Annotated in this window: 18 protein-coding genes and 1 tRNA gene; 10 read left to right on the forward strand and 9 right to left on the reverse strand. The window is 67.4% G+C overall.

The window, feature by feature from the left end; genetic code table 11:
- Positions 1 to 99 precede the first annotated feature (99 nt).
- Complete coding sequence (locus tag C7H84_RS15410) at positions 100 to 1,002, reverse strand: LysR substrate-binding domain-containing protein (RefSeq protein ID WP_121859579.1); 903 nt, start codon at positions 1,000 to 1,002, stop codon at positions 100 to 102.
- Positions 1,003 to 1,107: 105 nt separating this feature from the next.
- On the opposite strand from C7H84_RS15410, the gene C7H84_RS15415 reads away from it, so the two are divergent.
- Positions 1,108 to 2,016: an alpha/beta hydrolase gene (locus C7H84_RS15415; RefSeq protein ID WP_121859580.1), complete on the forward strand. Its 909-nt coding sequence runs from the start codon at positions 1,108 to 1,110 to the stop codon at positions 2,014 to 2,016.
- Positions 2,017 to 2,056: 40 nt separating this feature from the next.
- Here C7H84_RS15415 and C7H84_RS36375 read toward each other — a convergent pair whose 3' ends face one another.
- The 4 genes from C7H84_RS36375 to C7H84_RS15430 form a co-directional block, all read right to left on the reverse strand.
- Complete coding sequence (locus tag C7H84_RS36375; protein WP_162999287.1) at positions 2,057 to 2,224, reverse strand: hypothetical protein; 168 nt, start codon at positions 2,222 to 2,224, stop codon at positions 2,057 to 2,059.
- Between the two features lie 179 nt (positions 2,225 to 2,403).
- A tRNA-Leu gene (locus C7H84_RS15420) sits at positions 2,404 to 2,488 on the reverse strand.
- 104 nt (positions 2,489 to 2,592) lie between these two features.
- The gene (locus C7H84_RS15425) at positions 2,593 to 3,750 is read right to left on the reverse strand and encodes an ABC transporter substrate-binding protein (protein WP_121859581.1); all 1,158 of its coding nucleotides are present in this window, start codon (positions 3,748 to 3,750) and stop codon (positions 2,593 to 2,595) included.
- 70 nt (positions 3,751 to 3,820) lie between these two features.
- Positions 3,821 to 4,762 carry a CysB family HTH-type transcriptional regulator gene (locus C7H84_RS15430; RefSeq protein ID WP_121859582.1) on the reverse strand — a complete coding sequence of 314 codons (942 nt, stop codon included), beginning with the start codon at positions 4,760 to 4,762 and terminating at the stop codon, positions 3,821 to 3,823.
- Positions 4,763 to 4,979: 217 nt separating this feature from the next.
- Between C7H84_RS15430 and C7H84_RS15435 the strand changes: the two genes are divergently transcribed.
- The 6 genes from C7H84_RS15435 (at position 4,980) to cobA (ending at position 11,176) form a co-directional block, all read left to right on the forward strand.
- A complete protein-coding gene (locus C7H84_RS15435) occupies positions 4,980 to 6,659 on the forward strand; it encodes a nitrite/sulfite reductase (protein WP_121859583.1) in 1,680 nt (559 codons plus the stop codon).
- A 25-nt stretch (positions 6,660 to 6,684) separates the two neighbouring features.
- The gene (locus C7H84_RS15440; RefSeq protein ID WP_121859584.1) at positions 6,685 to 7,227 is read left to right on the forward strand and encodes a DUF934 domain-containing protein; all 543 of its coding nucleotides are present in this window, start codon (positions 6,685 to 6,687) and stop codon (positions 7,225 to 7,227) included.
- Positions 7,224 to 7,976 carry a phosphoadenylyl-sulfate reductase gene (locus C7H84_RS15445; protein WP_121859585.1) on the forward strand — a complete coding sequence of 251 codons (753 nt, stop codon included), beginning with the start codon at positions 7,224 to 7,226 and terminating at the stop codon, positions 7,974 to 7,976. Before C7H84_RS15440 ends, C7H84_RS15445 begins: the two co-directional genes overlap by 4 nt.
- 75 nt (positions 7,977 to 8,051) lie before the next feature.
- A complete protein-coding gene (gene cysD / locus C7H84_RS15450) occupies positions 8,052 to 9,014 on the forward strand; it encodes a sulfate adenylyltransferase subunit CysD (protein WP_121859586.1) in 963 nt (320 codons plus the stop codon).
- A 22-nt stretch (positions 9,015 to 9,036) separates the two neighbouring features.
- Positions 9,037 to 10,353, forward strand: a complete 1,317-nt coding sequence (locus C7H84_RS15455) for a sulfate adenylyltransferase subunit 1 (protein WP_121859587.1) — start codon at positions 9,037 to 9,039, stop codon at positions 10,351 to 10,353.
- A 73-nt stretch (positions 10,354 to 10,426) separates the two neighbouring features.
- Positions 10,427 to 11,176, forward strand: coding sequence for a uroporphyrinogen-III C-methyltransferase (cobA, locus tag C7H84_RS15460; RefSeq protein ID WP_121859588.1), 750 nt, complete (start codon positions 10,427 to 10,429; stop codon positions 11,174 to 11,176).
- A gap of 146 nt (positions 11,177 to 11,322) precedes the next feature.
- Here cobA and C7H84_RS15465 read toward each other — a convergent pair whose 3' ends face one another.
- Genes C7H84_RS15465 through lptF form a run of 3 tightly spaced genes read right to left on the reverse strand, consistent with a single transcriptional unit; the run spans position 11,323 to position 13,975 of the window.
- Entirely contained in the window at positions 11,323 to 11,706 is a 384-nt protein-coding gene (locus C7H84_RS15465) for a CbiX/SirB N-terminal domain-containing protein (RefSeq protein ID WP_121859589.1), read from the reverse strand.
- Between the two features lie 25 nt (positions 11,707 to 11,731).
- On the reverse strand, positions 11,732 to 12,880 hold the full coding sequence (lptG, locus tag C7H84_RS15470) for an LPS export ABC transporter permease LptG (protein ID WP_121859590.1): 1,149 nt from the start codon (positions 12,878 to 12,880) through the stop codon (positions 11,732 to 11,734).
- Positions 12,881 to 12,883: 3 nt separating this feature from the next.
- Entirely contained in the window at positions 12,884 to 13,975 is a 1,092-nt protein-coding gene (gene lptF, locus C7H84_RS15475) for an LPS export ABC transporter permease LptF (protein WP_121859591.1), read from the reverse strand.
- 122 nt (positions 13,976 to 14,097) lie between these two features.
- On the opposite strand from lptF, the gene C7H84_RS15480 reads away from it, so the two are divergent.
- Genes C7H84_RS15480 through C7H84_RS15490 form a run of 3 tightly spaced genes read left to right on the forward strand, consistent with a single transcriptional unit; the run spans position 14,098 to position 16,829 of the window.
- Positions 14,098 to 15,609 carry a leucyl aminopeptidase gene (locus tag C7H84_RS15480; RefSeq protein WP_121859592.1) on the forward strand — a complete coding sequence of 504 codons (1,512 nt, stop codon included), beginning with the start codon at positions 14,098 to 14,100 and terminating at the stop codon, positions 15,607 to 15,609.
- 34 nt (positions 15,610 to 15,643) lie between these two features.
- A complete protein-coding gene (locus C7H84_RS15485) occupies positions 15,644 to 16,060 on the forward strand; it encodes a DNA polymerase III subunit chi (protein ID WP_059603821.1) in 417 nt (138 codons plus the stop codon).
- A gap of 25 nt (positions 16,061 to 16,085) precedes the next feature.
- A complete protein-coding gene (locus tag C7H84_RS15490; RefSeq protein ID WP_121859593.1) occupies positions 16,086 to 16,829 on the forward strand; it encodes a DUF2486 family protein in 744 nt (247 codons plus the stop codon).
- 96 nt (positions 16,830 to 16,925) lie between these two features.
- On the opposite strand, the gene C7H84_RS15495 is transcribed toward C7H84_RS15490, so the two are convergent.
- A complete protein-coding gene (locus tag C7H84_RS15495) occupies positions 16,926 to 17,258 on the reverse strand; it encodes a c-type cytochrome (RefSeq protein WP_121859682.1) in 333 nt (110 codons plus the stop codon).
- Position 17,259 lies beyond the last annotated feature (1 nt).

Below are 17,259 nucleotides of genomic sequence, written 5' to 3' on the forward strand. Positions count from 1 at the left end.
ACGACCGACACGACCGACACGCGCGCTGCGCGTGCAGATGCGGGCCACAATCGGCGGCGCGCAGCAAAGTCAGGACAGGCGCGCCCGGCGCGTGCGCGTTCAGCCGGCCTGCGCGGCGAACTGCCGTGCGCGCCCGGTGGCCCGCACCGCATCGATCAGCGCGGCGCCGGCGCCGGCGCCGTCGGGCTTCGCCGCGAACGCGTAAAAGCGCGCGGCCGGCAACGCGGGCAGCCCGTCATCCGGCCCGCACGCGCGCAAACCGTCGCACAACTGGCTGCGCGCGAGCGCCGTGACCGCGAAGCCGGCGCGCGCGGCCGCCATGCAGCCAGCCATGCTGCCGCTTTCGAACTGCACGCGAAACGGCCGCAGCGCGGCGGCGAGCGCGGACACCGCGGCTTCCCGATACACGCACGGCTCCGGAAACAGCGCGAGCGGCACATCGCCGTCGGCGTCGAGCGTGGCATCCGCCGCGAACGCCCACACGAGCGGCTCCTCCCACAGCAGTTCGCCCGGCGTGTCGACCGGCCGGCATTGCTTGCCGAACACGACGTCGAGCCGGCCCAGCGCTTGCTCCCGCAGCAGCGACGCGGTGATGCCGACCTTCAGCTCGATCGACGTGCACGGATGGCTGTCGCGAAACGTGCGCAGCACCTGCGGCAGCCACGTGCCCGCGAAATCCTCCGACGCGCCGACACGCAGCCGGCCGTGCGCGGGCGCGCCGCGCAGCCGCGCACGCACTTCGCGCTCCAGGTCGACGATGTTGCGTGCGTATGCATACAGCGTGTCGCCGGCCGGCGTGAGCGCGACACGGCGCGTCGTGCGCGCGAGCAGCACCGTGCCGGCCGCCCGCTCGAGCCGCTTGATGTGGCCGCTGACCGCGGACGGCGTCAGCGCGAGGCGCTCGGCGGCCGGCGCGAAGCCGCGGCTGTCGACGACTTCGAGAAAGGTGCGCAACAGCGCGATGTCGAGCGCGGTGGACGCGGGATCGGCGAGCGGTTCCATCGGTTGATTCAACGCAATATTCGAAGAATGATTCATGATACTCCGCGAATCGTGATGAGAGGCGGTTCTACCATCGACCGTCAGACTGATCCACCGGAGCACACGATGACCGCTTATCGTTTTGCGACGACCGCGTCGCTCGACGTCGCCTATCTCGAATGGAACCCGCGCGGCGAACGCGTGGCCGTGCTGCTGCACGGGTGGCCGGACAGTCCGGTCGGCTGGGAAGCCGTGGCGCAAGTGCTGGTCCTGCACGGCTATCGCGTGCTCGCGCCCGCGCTGCGCGGTTTCGTGCCGACCCGGTTTCGCGATCCCGCCGTGCCGCGCAGCGGCCAGCTCGCGGCGCTCGGGCGCGATGTGCTCGACTTCATTGACGTGCTCGGCCTCAACGGCTCCAACGGCGTCGAGCGACCGGTGCTGGTCGGGCACGACTGGGGCGCTCGCGCGGCCGCGAACGCATGCGGGCTGCGCGAGGGCGTCGCGTCGCACCTGGTGATGCTGTCGGTCGGCTACGGCACCAACGATCCCGGCCAGCCGCTGTCGCTGCAGCAGGCGCGCAACTATTGGTATCACTGGTTCATGGCGACGCCGCGCGGCGAGCAAGCACTGCGCGACGATCGCCGTGCGTTCGCGCGCCTGATGTGGGACACATGGTCGCCGCCGGGCTGGTATCGGGAAGCGGAATTCGACGCGGCTGCGGAGGCGTTCGACGGACCGGACTGGATCGACGTCGTGCTGCATTCGTACCGGCAGCGCTGGGGGTTCGCGGCCGGCGCGCCCGATTATGCGGACGACGACGCGCGGTTGAACCCGGCGCCGGTGCTGTCGGTCCCGACGCTCGTGCTGCATGGCGGCGCCGATACCTGCAATCACCCGGACGGTTCCGCCGGGCGCGAGCGGTTCTTCACGGCGCGCTATGCGCGGCAGGTGATGGACGGCGTCGGGCACTTCCCGCAGCGCGAGGCGCCGGCGGAGGTCGCGCACGCGATCCTGCAGTTCTGCGGACAAGGCTGAACGCGCGGCGCGCATGCTGGCGCGAAGCCGGCCGAACCGATCATTCGGTTCGGTGTGGAACGTTGTCCGGGAACGGGTAGGGCGCATGCGGCCCGGGCCAGTCGGGCACGGGCGGCGCCCGCAGCAGGTCGCATCCGCCCAGCATGATCGTCAGCAGCGCGGCGAGCACGCCGCGGCAGAGCCGGCCTGAAATGACGCGCGTGGACATGGGCGCCCTCCGTACCTGCTGGTCCTGTTGCTTGGACCAACGGGAGAAGGCGTGCGTTGCGGGTCTGCATTGCGTATTCGATGTACCGCCGATGCACGGCCGGAGCCGGAAACAAAAAACCCGCGAAGCAGCGAGCTTGCGCGGGTTTCGACAGTGCAGCGCATGACGCTGCGAAATTCTGGTGCCCAGGGCCGGAATCGAACCGGCACGCCTTGCGGCGGGGGATTTTGAGTCCCCTGCGTCTACCAATTTCACCACCTGGGCTTTGATGCTGGCCGCGCATGCGATTGTGCGGATTGTGCGCGGCGAAACGCGGATTATGGCGGAAAACGGGCCACCGGGCAAGCTATCCGGCGACCGTCGTCCCGTTACTGGCTCAGGTACACGAACTGACCATGCTTGACGATCCCCATCACGCTCGCGCGCTGGTCGAGCCCCACGTGATCCTTGTCGCTGGTATTGACGACACCGTTCGGCACGACGAGCTCGTGCGCGCGTTCGAGTTCGTGCCGCAGCGCCGCGCGGAAAGCCGGCGTGCCGGGCTGCGCGGCCTTCAGCGCGCGGCCGACCGCGTCCGCGAGGCGCGGGTACACGCCGGCCGCGTCGCCCGCGAACTGCGTGACGGTGCCGGCGCCGTATTTCGCCTCGTAGGCGTCGACGAAAGCGAGCGCGGCCTTGCGGGCCGGATGGTCGGCCGGCAGCGTGCGCGCGACGACCACCGGCTGGGTGGGGAACAGCGTCCCGTCGACGTCCTTGCCGCCGAGCTTGATGAATTCCGGCGTCGCGATCCCATGCGTCTGGTAGATCGCGCCCTTGTAGCCGCGCTCGATCAGCGTGCGCTGCGGCAGCACGGCCGGCGTGCCCGAGCCGGCGATCAGGATCGCGTCGGGCTTGGCCGCGATCAGCTTCAGCGCCTGGCCGGTGACGCTCGCGTCGGTGCGGTTGAAGCGCTCGGTCGCGATCACGCGGATCTTGCGCACTTCAGCGAAGCGCGTGAACTCGTTCAGCCAGCTGTCGCCGTAGCTGTCCGCGAAGCCGATGAAGCCGACCGTCTTCACGCCGTGGTTGGCCATGTAGCGCGTCATCACGTCGGCCATCGCGCGGTCGCTCTGCGCCATCTTGAACGCCCAGGTCCGCGCGCCTTCCTGCGGCTCGACGATCGCGCCGGAGCCGACCAGCGTGATCATCGGCGTCTGGGCGGCGGCCACCGCGTCGAGCGCCGCGAGCGCGGCCGGCGTGATGTTCGGCCCGACCACGACGTCGACGTGATCCTCGTCGACCAGCTTGCGGATGTTGCGCACGGCGGTGCCCGGGTCGGACGCGTCGTCGAGCACCGTCACCTGCACCGGCTGTCCGGCGATCGTCTTCGGCCACATCAGCATCGCGTTCTTGCTGGTGATGCCGATCACGGCGGCCGGGCCGGTCGACGACAGGTCGACGCCAACCTTCAGGTCGGCATGCGCGGCCGTGCAGCCGAGCACGAGGGCGGCACCGGCGGCGCGGCGCAACAAGGCGGGAAGCGTCATGCGGGAATCTCCATTTCCGTCGGGCAACAAAAAGGGGCGCAATGTGCGCCCCTGTGTTTATACCTGTCCGTCAAAGCTCGTACGATTCGGATTCGCCCTTGAGCGCCTGCTCGATCAGCTTGCGGTTCAGCGTCGGCGACAGCAGCTCGACGAGCGTATACACATAGCTGCGCAGATACGCGCCCTGCTTGAGCGCGACGCGCGTCACATTGCTGCCGAACAGGTGCCCGACGGGAATCAGCCGCAGGTTGCGGTCGCGCTCCGGGTTGAACGCGATGTCGGCCATGATCCCGACGCCGAGGCCGAGCTCGACATAGGTCTTGATCACATCGGCGTCGATCGCCTCGAGCACGATGTCCGGCGACAGCCCGCGCAGCGCGAACGCATGGTTGATCTTCTTGCGGCCGGCGAACGCGCCTTCGTAGGTGATCAGCGGGAACTGCGCGAGATCGTCCAGCGTGACCGGCTTGCGCTCGAGGAGCGGGTGATCGGCCGGCACGACGGCCGCGTGATGCCACTGGAAGCACGGCAGCGACACGAGCTCCTTGTAGTCGGAGATCGCCTCGGTCGCGATCGCGAGATCGGCCTGGTCGTGGATCACCATCTCGGCCACCTGCGTCGGGCTGCCTTGCAGGATCGACAGGTGCACCTTCGGGAAGCGCTTCTTGAACTCGGCGATCGCGGCCGGCAGCGAGTAGCGGGCCTGCGTGTGGGTCGCGGCGATCGTCAGGTTGCCCTGATCCTGCGCCGCGTAATCCTTTCCGACCCTTTTCAGGCTTTCGACTTCCTGCAAGATCCGCTCGACCGACGCGAGGATGATCCTGCCCGGCTCGGTGAGCGAGCGCACGCGCTTGCCGTGGCGCGTGAAGATCTCCACGCCGAGCTCGTCCTCGAGCTCGATGATCGCCTTCGATACCCCTGGTTGCGACGTGTACAGCGCCTTGGCGGCCTCGGTGAGGTTGAAATTCTGCCGGACGGCCTCGCGCACGAAGCGAAATTGGTGCAGGTTCATTTATAACCCTTCCGCATATCAACAGAATTTTTTAGTCGTTTGAAATATAAGGCGAGTTTATTACGATTCACCGGAGTTTTTCAAATATGGATATCTGTTTTCGTCATTAGCAATCCAGCCGGGCAGCGGAAGGCCTGCGATGGCGGCGGAACGGAGATTCGGGCGCGACGTGGCTAGGACGTCGCGCGGTCACCACGAAAACCCCTGGGGTCCCCGAATGTATCAGTACGACCAATACGACCAGACGATCGTCGACGAGCGTGTCGCGCAGTACCGCGATCAGGTGCGCCGCCGGCTGTCGGGCGAGTTGAGCGAAGACGAATTCCGGCCGCTGCGTCTGCAGAACGGCCTGTACATGCAGCGCCACGCGTACATGCACCGCATCGCGATTCCGTACGGCAACCTGCGCAGCGACCAGCTCCGGATGCTGGCCCGCATCGCCCGCGAACACGACCGCGGCTACGGCCACTTCTCCACCCGCTCGAACATCCAGTTCAACTGGATCGAGCTGGAAGACACGCCCGAGATCCTCGCGAAGCTGGCGTCGGTGCAGATGCACGGCATTCAGACGTCGGGCAACTGCATCCGCAACATCACGGCCGACCAGTTCGCCGGCGTCGCGCAGGACGAAGAGATCGATCCGCGCCCGTGGGCCGAGATCCTGCGCCAGTGGTCGACGTTCCATCCCGAATTCGCGTGGCTGCCGCGCAAGTTCAAGGTCGCGGTGTCGGGCTCGAAGCATGACCGCGCGGCCGTGCAGATCCACGACCTCGGCGTGTACCTGAAGAAGAACGCGCAGGGCGAGGTGGTCGCGAGCATCCTCGCGGGCGGCGGCCTCGGCCGCACGCCGATCGTCGGCGCGGTGATCAAGGAAGACCTGCCGTGGCAGCACCTGCTCACGTACTGCGAAGCCGTGCTGCGCGTGTACAACCGCTACGGCCGCCGCGACAACCTGTACAAGGCGCGGATCAAGATCCTCGTGAAGGCGCTGTCGCCGGCGAAGTTCGCGCAGCAGGTCGAGGAAGAGTGGCAGCACCTGAAGGACGGCCCGTCGACGCTCACGCAGGCCGAGCTCGACCGCGTGTCGCAATACTTCAAGCCGCCCGTCTACGAAAAGCTGCCCGACACCGACGCATCGTTCGAACAGCACCTGCTCGAGAACAAGGCGTTCGCGCGCTGGGTCGAGCGCAACGTCGCGCCGCACAAGGTGGCGGGCTATGCGGCCGTCACCCTGTCGCTGAAGGATCACCGCGTGGCCCCGGGCGACGCGACCGACGCGCAGATGGATCTGGTGGCCGACTGGGCCGACGCGTACTCGCTGGGCGAGCTGCGCGTGTCGCACGAGCAGAACCTGATTCTCGCGAACGTGCAGAAGCGCGACCTGTTCGCGTTGTGGGAGAAGGCGAAGGCGGCCGGTTTCGCGACGCCGAACGTCGGCCTCCTGACCGACATCATCGCGTGCCCGGGCGGCGACTTCTGCTCGCTCGCGAACGCGAAGTCGATCCCGATCGCGCTGGCGATCCAGCAGCGTTTCGACGATCTGGACTACGTGTACGACCTCGGCGACCTGTCGCTGAATATTTCCGGTTGCATGAACTCGTGCGGTCACCATCACGTCGGCAACATCGGCATCCTCGGCGTCGACAAGGACGGTTCCGAGTGGTACCAGGTGTCGCTCGGCGGCGAGCAGGGCACGGGCCGCAACGGCGCGCGCCTCGGCCGCGTGATCGGGCCGTCGTTCGCGGCGGAAGAGGTGCCGGACGTGATCGCGAAGCTGATCGACACGTTCGTCGACGCGCGCATCGACGGCGAGCGCTTCATCGACACGTACGACCGTATCGGCATCGCCCCGTTCAAGGAGCGCGTGTATGCGGCGCGCCAGGCAGTGAACGCGTAACCAACCGGGTAGAAGGAATTTGCAGATGGCTTCGATTATCAAGAACCGCGCAGTGATCGACGACGCATGGCAGGTCGTGCGCGCGGCGGAAGACGGTGCGCTGCCCGCGGTCGCCGCATTGCCGGCCGGCAAGGTGCTGGTGCCGTTCGCGCTGTGGCAGGCCGAGCGCGCCGCGCTCGTCGCCGCGAAGACGAAGGACGAACTCGGCGTGTGGCTCGCGCCGGACAGCGAGCCGGCCGATCTCGTGGCCGATTTCGGCGCGATTTCGCTGATCGCGGTGGATTTCCCGCGCTTCGCGGACGGCCGCGGCTACAGCATCGCGCGCCTGCTGCGCGAGCGCCACGGCTGGACCGGCGAGCTGCGCGCGATCGGCGACGTGCTGCGCGACCAGCTGCTGTACATGTCGCGTTGCGGCTTCGACGCGTACGCGGTGCGCGCCGACAAGGACATCCACGACGCGCTGAATGCGTTCACGGAATTCACGCAGCGTTACCAGGGCGCATTCGACGAGCCGGCACCGCTGTTCCGCCGCCGCGAGGCCGCGGCCGACACCAAGGTGGGCGCATGAGCACCGCGACTGCCACCGCACTGACGCCGGAACTCGCCGCGAAGATCGAGCGCCTCGACGCGCTGCTCGCGCAGATCGGCGCGCGCCACGAGAAGGTGAAGTTCGCGAGCAGCCTTGCCGCGGAAGACATGCTGCTCACGCACGCGATCCTGTCGAAGGGCGCGTCGATCGGCATCTTCTCGCTGAACACCGGCCGCCTGCACGCGGAAACGCTGGGCATGATCGACCGGGTGCGCGAGCGCTACGGCTACGAGATCGAGCAGTTCCACCCGCAGCAGGACGCGGTCGACCAGTACGTTGCCGAGCACGGCCTGAACGCGTTCTACGAAAGCGTCGAGCTGCGCAAGTCGTGCTGCCACATCCGCAAGGTCGAGCCGCTGAACCGCGCGCTGGCCGACGTCGGCGCGTGGGTCACGGGCCAGCGCCGCGAACAGTCGGTCACGCGTGCGGAGCTGCACGAGGAAGAACAGGACGAAGCGCGCGGGATCGCGAAGTACAACCCGCTCGCCGACTGGACGGAAGCTGACGTGTGGGCGTACCTGAAGGCGTTCGACGTGCCGGTCAACCCGCTGCATGCGCGCGGCTACCCGAGCATCGGTTGCGAGCCCTGTACGCGCGCGATCCGTCCGGGCGAAGACAGCCGGGCGGGCCGCTGGTGGTGGGAGTCGCGCGACACGAAGGAATGCGGGCTGCACATCACGACGATCACGCCGATTCCCGCGAATGCCGAAGCCGGCGCCGCGAACTGAAAGCCGACAAGAAACTGAATATTGCGCCGCCTGCGACAGCGGGCGGCACGAACCCAGAAGAGAAGGACTGAAATCATGAGCACGACGCTCGAGCAATCCGCCTTTGCCCCGCCCACCGGTGCCGACAACCGCATGGGCCACCTCGACTGGCTCGAAGCCGAGTCGATCCACATCCTGCGCGAGCTGGTCGCCGAGTGCAGCAAGCCGGCGCTGTTGTTCTCGGGCGGCAAGGATTCGGTCGTCGTGCTGCACCTCGCCCTGAAGGCATTCGGCCTCGGCGCGAACCGCAAGACGACGCTGCCGTTCCCGCTCGTGCACATCGACACGGGCCACAACTACGAGGAAGTGATCGACTTCCGCGATCGCCGTGCGCAAGAGCTCGGCGCCGAGCTGGTGGTCGGCCACGTCGAGGATTCGATCAAGCGCGGCACGGTCGTGCTGCGCCGCGAAACCGATTCGCGCAACGCCGCGCAGGCCGTCACGCTGCTCGAGACGATCGAACAGCACGGCTACACGGCGCTGATCGGCGGCGCGCGCCGCGACGAAGAGAAGGCGCGTGCGAAGGAGCGGATCTTCTCGTTCCGCGACGAATTCGGCCAGTGGGATCCGAAGGCGCAGCGCCCGGAACTGTGGAGCCTGTTCAACGCACGCCTGCACAACGGCGAACACCTGCGCGTGTTCCCGATCTCGAACTGGACCGAACTCGACGTGTGGCAGTACATCGCCCGCGAGAACCTCGAACTGCCGTCGATATACTACGCGCACCAGCGCGAGATCGTGCGCCGCAACGGGCTGCTCGTGCCGGTCACGCCGCTCACGCCGATGCGTGACGGCGAGACGAGCGAGATCGCGCAGGTGCGCTTCCGCACCGTCGGCGACATCAGCTGCACGTGCCCGGTCGCGAGCGACGCGGACGACGTCGAGAAGATCATCGCCGAGACGGCGGTGACCGAGATCACCGAACGCGGCGCGACCCGGATGGACGACCAGGCATCCGAAGCCGCGATGGAACAGCGCAAGAAGCAAGGTTATTTCTGAAGCACACGAGGACATTCACATCATGAGCATCATCGAGAACACCGAAGACCTCGGCGTGTTGCGTTTCATCACCGCGGGCAGCGTCGACGACGGCAAGAGCACGCTGATCGGCCGCCTGCTGTACGACAGCAAGGCCGTGCTGTCCGACCAGCTGTCCGCGCTGTCGCGCGCGAAGAACAAGCGCACCGTCGGCGACGAGATCGACCTCGCGCTGCTGACGGACGGCCTCGAAGCCGAGCGCGAGCAGGGCATCACGATCGACGTCGCGTACCGCTATTTCGCGACCGCGAAGCGCAAGTTCATCATCGCCGACACGCCGGGCCACGAGCAGTACACGCGCAACATGGTGACGGGCGCGTCGACCGCGCACGCGGCAATCGTGCTGATCGACGCGACGCGCATCACGGTCGAGAACGGCGTCGTGCAACTGCTGCCGCAGACCAAGCGCCACAGCGCGATCGTGAAGCTGCTCGCGCTGCAGCACGTGATCGTCGCGATCAACAAGATGGACCTCGTCGACTACAGCGAAGCGCGCTTCAACGAGATCCGCGACGCGTACGTCGCGCTCGCGAAGCAGCTCGGCCTGAAGGACGTGCGTTTCGTGCCGGTGTCGGCGCTGAAGGGCGACAACATCGTCGGCGCGAGCGAACGCATGCCGTGGTACGCGGGCGAGCCGCTGCTCGACGTGCTCGAATCGCTGCCGGTCGAGACGCAGGCGCATGACGCACTGCGCTTCCCGGTGCAGTGGGTCGCGCGCCAGGACGGCAGCTCGGCCGACGACTTCCGCGGCTACATGGGCCGGATCGAGTCGGGCGAGGTGAAGGTCGGCGACGAGATCATCGTGCTGCCGTCGAACCGCACCGCGACGGTCGCCGAGATCATCGCGCCGGTGCCGGGCGGCACCGCGGCTGTCCCGCATGCATTCGCGGGCCAGACGGTGACGATTCGTCTCGCGGAAGACGTCGACGTGTCGCGCGGCGACATGTTCGTCACGACCGCCGAGCCGGTCGAGCCGGCGAAGAAGCTCGAGGCGGACCTGTGCTGGTTCGACGAGACGCCGCTGTCGCCGCAGCGCAAGTACCTGCTGAAGCAGACCACCAGCACGGTGTTCGCGAAGATCGGCGCGGTCAAGGAAGTGCTCGACGTGCATACGCTGTCGCACGCGACCGACCGCCAGGAACTGAAGATGAACGACATCGGCCGCGTCGCGCTGACGCTGCAGAAGCCGATCGTCTGCGATACCTACGATGCGCATCCGGGCACGGGCGCGTTCGTGCTGATCGACGAGGCGACGCACCACACGGTCGCCGCCGGCATGATCCGCGCATTCTCGGCGTAACACGGGCGTTCCGCGCCGCCTCCTGGCGGCGCGGGCCAGCCGCAGCGGTAGCAGGACAAGCGAAGCGACAAACATGAGCAAGGTGTATCTGATCGGAGCAGGGCCGGGAGCCGCGGACCTCATCACGGTGCGCGGCATGCGACTGCTCGAGCAAGCCGACGTCGTGCTGCACGACGCGCTCGTCGAGCCGGCGATGCTCGACTACGCGCCGAACGCGCGCAAGATCGCGGTCGGCAAGCGCTGCGGGCAGCGTTCGACCGCGCAGCACTTCATCAACAAGCAGATCGTCGACGCGGCGCGCGAGCATGCGTGCGTCGTGCGGCTGAAGGGCGGCGACCCGATGCTGTTCGGTCGCGCCGAAGAGGAAATGCGCGCGCTGGAAGCGGCCGGCATCGACTACGAGGTCGTGCCGGGCATCACCGCGGCACTGGCCGGCGCGGCGACGCTGAAGCGCTCGCTGACGTTGCGCGGCGTGTCGCGCAGCGTCGCGTTCGCGACGCACAGCCGCGCACCGGGCAGCGACGAGATTCGCGAGGCTGCGCGCGCCGATTCGATCGTCTACTACATGGGCCGCGACAGCGCGCCCGGCATCGCGCAGGAACTGATCGACGCGGGCCGTGCGCCGGCGACGCCGGTCGCGATCGTCGAGGCGTGCAGCACCGCGCGCGAACGCACGCTGACGCTCACGCTCGCGCAGATGGCGGCGGGCGACGCGCAGGCGTGGCTCTCCCCGGCCGAACCGAGCCTGCTGATGATCGGCGACGCGTTCGCCGAGCGCGCGCCGATCGCGAAAGAGGGCGATGCGATGCGCAATGCCGCTTGAGGCTTGCACGCGGCAGGCGACGTAGCGATAGCCGCAAGACTGCCGCCGGTTGGTGGGCAAAAAAAAAGCGCTGGCTTCCGAAGCCGGCGCTTTTTTGTTTGGGCTCGCTGCTTGCCGCTGCGGGCCGCCGCGGGCCGCGGATTCGCCTACGCGTCGCGACCGAGCTGGTCGATGCAGTAGCGCGCGATGGCGTCGAGCACGCCGTCGTCTTCGCCGACGGCCGTCGCACAACGGATCTCGATGCCAGGATGTGCGGCGCGGCACGCGTCGACGAGCTGGGGCAGGTCGCGACGGACATGGCCGCCCTGGCCGAAGAACACCGGCACCACGGTGATCCGCGTGCAGCCGGCCGCGACCTGCGCGGCGACGGCTGCGTCGAGCGACGGCGTCATCAGTTCGAGGAATGCGAGCGACACGTGCGGTGCCGACTCATCGGTGCCGCGCAGCCGTGCGGCCAGCCGTTCGAACGGTTCGGCCCAGCGAGGATCGCGTGCGCCGTGGCCGAACAGGACGATGCCGTGCGAACTCATGTCGAAGCCTCCGTCGTGACGGCGCTCAGTGCCGGTCGACCCATTTGAGCGCGAACAGGCCGAGCGCGAGATAGATGAGGCCCGGCGTCGCCGCGGTCAGCGGCGCGGGCCACGTGTTCAGCGTGCCGATGTGCGAGAACAGCGTGTTGAGCAGCTGGAAGCTCATGCCGAGCATGATGCCGCCGAACACCTTCACGCCGACCACGCCGGCGCGCGTATGCAGGTACGCGAACGGCAGCGACAGCACGAGCATCACGAACACCGCGAACGGGTAGAGCAGTTTGCGCCACAGTGCGATGTCGTAGCGCTGCGTGTCCTGCTGATTCTCGCGCAAGTGCTGGATGTAGCGGAACAGGTTGACGAGCGACATGCGCTCCGGCGACACGAGCAGCACCGACAGGATCTGCGGCGTCAGGTCCGAGCGCAGCCGGTATTCGGGCAGCGTCACTTGCTGCGAGCGGTACACGGGGTTCAGCGCGTCGGCCGGTGCGCCGCTGATCGGCTTGATCGGCGTCAGTTCGGTTTCCGTGACGCCCTTGAGCAGCCAGTGGCCCGGCGGCTCGTAGCGGCCCGTCTGCGCGATCCGCACGTTCTGCAGCTGGAATTTCGAGTCGAATTCGTAGATGCGCACGTTGCTGATCGTCGAATCGGGCGACAGGCTGCCGACGTTGACGAAGCGCGTGACCTGCTCACCGTTCTCGCGCGCCGCGAGCGTGTCCTTCACCCACACGCCCGACTGGAAGTTCGACGACACCGACGCGCCGAGCGCCTGCAGCCGCACGCGCTCGGACAATTGATCGGCGTACGGGCCGACGAATTCGCCGATCAGGTAGGTGATGATCACGAGCGGAATGCCGATCTTCAGCAGCGAGCGCAGCGCCTGGTTGGTCGCGAGGCCGGACACGCGGAAGATCGTGAATTCCGAGTTCGCGGCCATCTGCGCGAACACGTAGATCGCGCTGATCAGCGCGGCGACCGGAATGATCTCGTAGAAGCGCGACGGCGTTTGCAGCGCGACGCGCAGCACCGCGTAGCCGAACTTGTAGTTGCCGTGCCCGACCGAGTTCAGTTCGCTGATCAGATCGAAGAAGAAGAACAGGCCCGAGAACGCGAACAGGATGAAGACGAACGTGACGTAGATCTGCCGCGCGAAATATTTTTCATAGAGCCGCATCGATCATGCTCCCGAGCGGCCGAACAGCGCGCGTGTAAACAGCGGACGATTGCGCACGCGCAACCAGAAGATGAACGCGACGATCAGCGCGACGACCACGTGCAGGCCCACGAGACCGACGCCGAACGACATCTTGCCCTGCTCGATCTGCGCCTGCACAACGTTCAGCAGGTTCGAATACGTGAGGTAGATCAGCACGGCCATCACGAGGTTGATCGTGCGGCTGCGGCGCGGGTTCTGGTACGACAGCGGGATGCCGAGCACCAGCAGGTTGATCGCGATCAGCGGCAGCCCCGCGCGCCACGCGAATTCCGCGAGGTTGTCGCGGGTCGGGTTGCGCAGCAGGTCGGGCGTCGACGTGCTGCTGGTGGTCGGCACGTTGGTGACCGGGGTGCTCGTGATCTTCACGCCGTAGCGCTGGAACTCCATGATCTTGAAGTTCGGCTGGCCGGGCGTGCCGTCGTAGCGGCGGCCGTCTTCCAGCACGACGAAGCGATCGCCGTCGCGGGTTTCCGTGTGCCCCGTGTGCGACACGACGACGTTGACCTTGCCGTTCTCGGTCGACGTGACGAACACGTTCTGCACCTTGCTCTGGTCGGGCGACATCTTCTCGATGAAGAACACGCGATGGTTCGACGCCGATTCGCGGAACTGGCCGGGCGCGAGCAGCGAGATCTCGTCGCGCTGCTGGAAGCGTGCCTTGATCAGCTTGCTCTGCTGGTTCGACCACGGCCAGCCGACGAACGCGAAGAACGCGATCAGCAGGATGATGGGCGTCGCGAACACGCCGATCGGCTTGATCAGGCGCGTGAGGCTCACGCCCGACGCGAGCCAGACCACCATTTCGGAGTCCCGGTACCACCGGGTCAGCACGAACAGGATCGACACGAACAGCGTGACGACGAGCATCACGGCGAGATAGCCGATCACGGTCAGGCCGATCAGCACGAGCACGTCCCGTGGATCGATTTCGCCGGACGCGGCATAGCCGACGATGCGGATCATCATCGTCGTGAGCATGATCGTGAGCAGCACCATGAACACGGCGCCAGCCGTATACGCAAGCTCGCGCTGGAGGGAGCGTTCGAAGATCATTCTTGATGAGAAGAGGGCGGGAGGCTGCGCACGCGTGGTGGAGCGCTCGCGCCGCCACGGGAAAAATAGCGGATAATTGCGGCTTTCATCCTTAGCCCAGATTTTATCCGAGGACAAGCGCGATGGACTTTAGCATAAAAGGCTGTGATTGGAGCAAAGGCGAGGCCAAGGGGTTCCTGACCGGGAAGTCCGACTGCATCGTGCTCGGCATCTTCGAGGCGCAGACCCTCTCGGGCGCGGCGCTCGACATCGACACGGCCACCAAGGGGCTGATCTCGCGCGTGGTGAAGGCCGGCGACATGGACGGCAAGCGCGGCAAGACGCTGTTCCTGCACGAAGTATCCGGCATCGGCGCATCGCGCGTGCTGCTCGTCGGCCTCGGCAAGCAGGATGCTTTCAATCAGAAAGCCTACAACGACGCAGTGACGGCCGCGTGGCGCGCGCTGCTGGCGACCAAGGTCGTCCAGGTCACGTTCTCGCTCGCGCAGCTGCCGGTCGACGAGCGCGGCTCCGACTGGGGCGTGCGTGCGGCGATCCTCGCGCTGCGCAACGAGACCTACCGCTTCACGCAGATGAAGAGCAAGCCGGAACCGGCGTCGCACACGCTCAAGCGTGTCGTGTTCAGCGTCGAGCCGGCCGATGAGAAGGCCGCGAAGCTGGCGATCAAGCAGGCCGTCGCGCTGGCGAACGGGATGGACCTCACGCGCGATCTGGGCAACCTGCCCGGCAACGTGTGCACGCCGACCTATCTGGGCAACACCGCGAAGAAGATCGCGAAGGATTGGGGTCTGAAGGCCGAGGTGCTCGGCCTGAAGCAGATCCAGGCGCTGAAGATGGGCTCGTTCCTGTCGGTCGCGCGTGCGTCGGTCGAGCCGCCGCAGTTCATCGTGCTGCACTACCAGGGCGCCGCCGCGAAGGCCGCGCCGATCGTGCTGGTCGGCAAGGGCATCACGTTCGACACGGGCGGCATCTCGCTGAAGCCGGGCGAGGGCATGGACGAGATGAAGTACGACATGTGCGGTGCCGGCTCGGTGCTCGGCACGATGCGTGCGGTCGCCGAAATGGCCCTGAAGATCAACGTCGTCGCGATCGTGCCGACCTGCGAGAACATGCCGGGCGGCAACGCGACGAAGCCGGGCGACATCGTCACCAGCATGAAGGGCCTGACGATCGAGGTGCTGAACACCGACGCCGAAGGCCGCTTGATCCTGTGCGACGCGCTCACCTATGCGGAGCGCTTCAAGCCGGCCGCGGTGATCGACGTGGCGACGCTGACGGGCGCCTGCGTGATCGCGCTCGGTGCGCACAACAGCGGCCTGTTCTCGAAGGACGATGCGCTCGCGGGCGAACTGCTCGACGCATCGCGCGAAGCGAACGATCCGGCATGGCGCATGCCGCTCGACGACGAATACCAGGATCAGCTGAAGTCGAATTTCGCGGATATCGCGAATATCGGCGGGCGTCCGGCCGGTGCCGTGACGGCAGCATGCTTCCTGTCGCGCTTCACCGAGAGCTACCCGTGGGCGCACCTGGACATCGCCGGCACGGCGTGGAAGGGCGGCGCTGCGAAGGGTGCGACAGGCCGTCCGGTGCCGCTGCTCGCGCAGTTCCTGATCGACCGCGCCGGCCAGTGATGGCGGGTCTCACGACGATGCGGGTACGCGGGCAATGACACGAATCGATTTCCACTCGAACGTCGGCGATTCGCTCGCGTACGCGTGCCGGCTGCTGCGCAAGGCCTACCAGGCCGGGCAGCCGGTCGTCGTGCTCGCGGAGCCCGCGCGCCTGCGCGCGCTCGACGAGCAGCTCTGGACGTTCTCGCCGCTCGACTTCATTCCGCACTGCGGCGTCGACAGCGCGCACGCGGCCGGCACGCCGATCGTGCTGACCGCCGACCTCGACCAGGCGCCGCATCACCATGTGCTGCTGAACCTCGGCGCGGCCGTGCCCGCGCAGTTCGCCCGCTTCGAGCGCCTGCTCGAAGTGGTCGGCAATGCGCCGGACGAGCTGGCCGCGGGCCGCGACCGCTACCGTTTTTATCGCGATCGCGGCTACGCGCTGAACAACTACAAGCAGGGCAGCTAGCCGAAACCGTCGACGGAGCATTCCCGTGACACAACCCGAATCCCCTTCGATCCCGACGCTGACCGACGTGCTGGTGCCGGGCAAGCCGGTGCCCGCGCGTTCGTCCGCCACCGATGCGCCGCCGCGCGACGATGCCGCCATTCCGGTGCTGACCGACGTGGTTGTGCCGGGCGAGCCGGCGGCTCCGCCCGCTATATCCGAACACGCAGGACTCGACCCTGAATTCGTCGTCGTCGAACCGGTGCCGACGCCGGATGTCCCGACCGTCGACCTGCCGGCCGACAGCGACGCGCCGGCCGAACCCGGTGCCGCCGACCACGTCGTCGCCGGGGAATCGGCCGCGATGCAGCCGCCGCTGCGATCCGCGCTCGGCGCCGACGATGCGCCGCCGCCCGGCGTGGTCACGGCGTCGCGCGAGACCGATGAAGTGGCGCTGCTTCAAGCGGTCGCGCCGGTTGTCGATGGGCTGGCAACCGATCATCTCGCCGGCGCATTGCGACCGGATACGCATGCAGCCGCCGCGCTGACGCCGGCGGACGCGCAGCATATCGCCGAGCGTCTGCGCAATCGACTGACGAATTACCTGACCGGCGAAGGGCGCGAGGCCATCGAAGCGCGCTGCCGCGACGCGCTGCACGACCATACGGCGTGGCTCGTCGGGCAGATCACGCGCGAAGTCGCGCTGGCGCTCGAAACGGAAGTGATGGACTGGGTGCGCGACGCGGTCGACGAAGAGATCGCCCGCCGTCGGACCGGTCATTCAGGCTGAACCGCGGGCGCGGTTCCGGTCAGCGTCGCTGACGATCGCCGACCCGGCGTTAGGGAGGAGTGCGGCAAGCGCGGTGCGCGCCCGCTGCGGGGTTCGTCAATGCAGCGACAGCACCCACTGCGCGAGCGTGTGCGCCTCGACGCTCGTCAGCTGCGTATTGGCGGGCATCGGCACGCTGCCCCACACCCCGACACTGCCTTTCACGATCGATTGCGCGAGGTAATCGCCGGCGTCGGCGCGTGGCGCGTACTTGCCGGCGATGTCGTGGAACGACGGGCCCATCAGCGGCTTGCCGACCGCGTGGCAGGCCATGCAGTTCTTGCGCTGTGCGAGCGCGAGCCCGTCGCCGGCCGGGTCGGCGGCATGAGCCGCCGCCGCGCTGCCGGTCAGCAGCGCGACGAGCAGCGCGCGCGATATCGTCTGTTTCATG

It is taken from the genome of Burkholderia sp. Nafp2/4-1b (assembly GCF_003635165.1).
Lineage (GTDB): Bacteria > Pseudomonadota > Gammaproteobacteria > Burkholderiales > Burkholderiaceae > Burkholderia.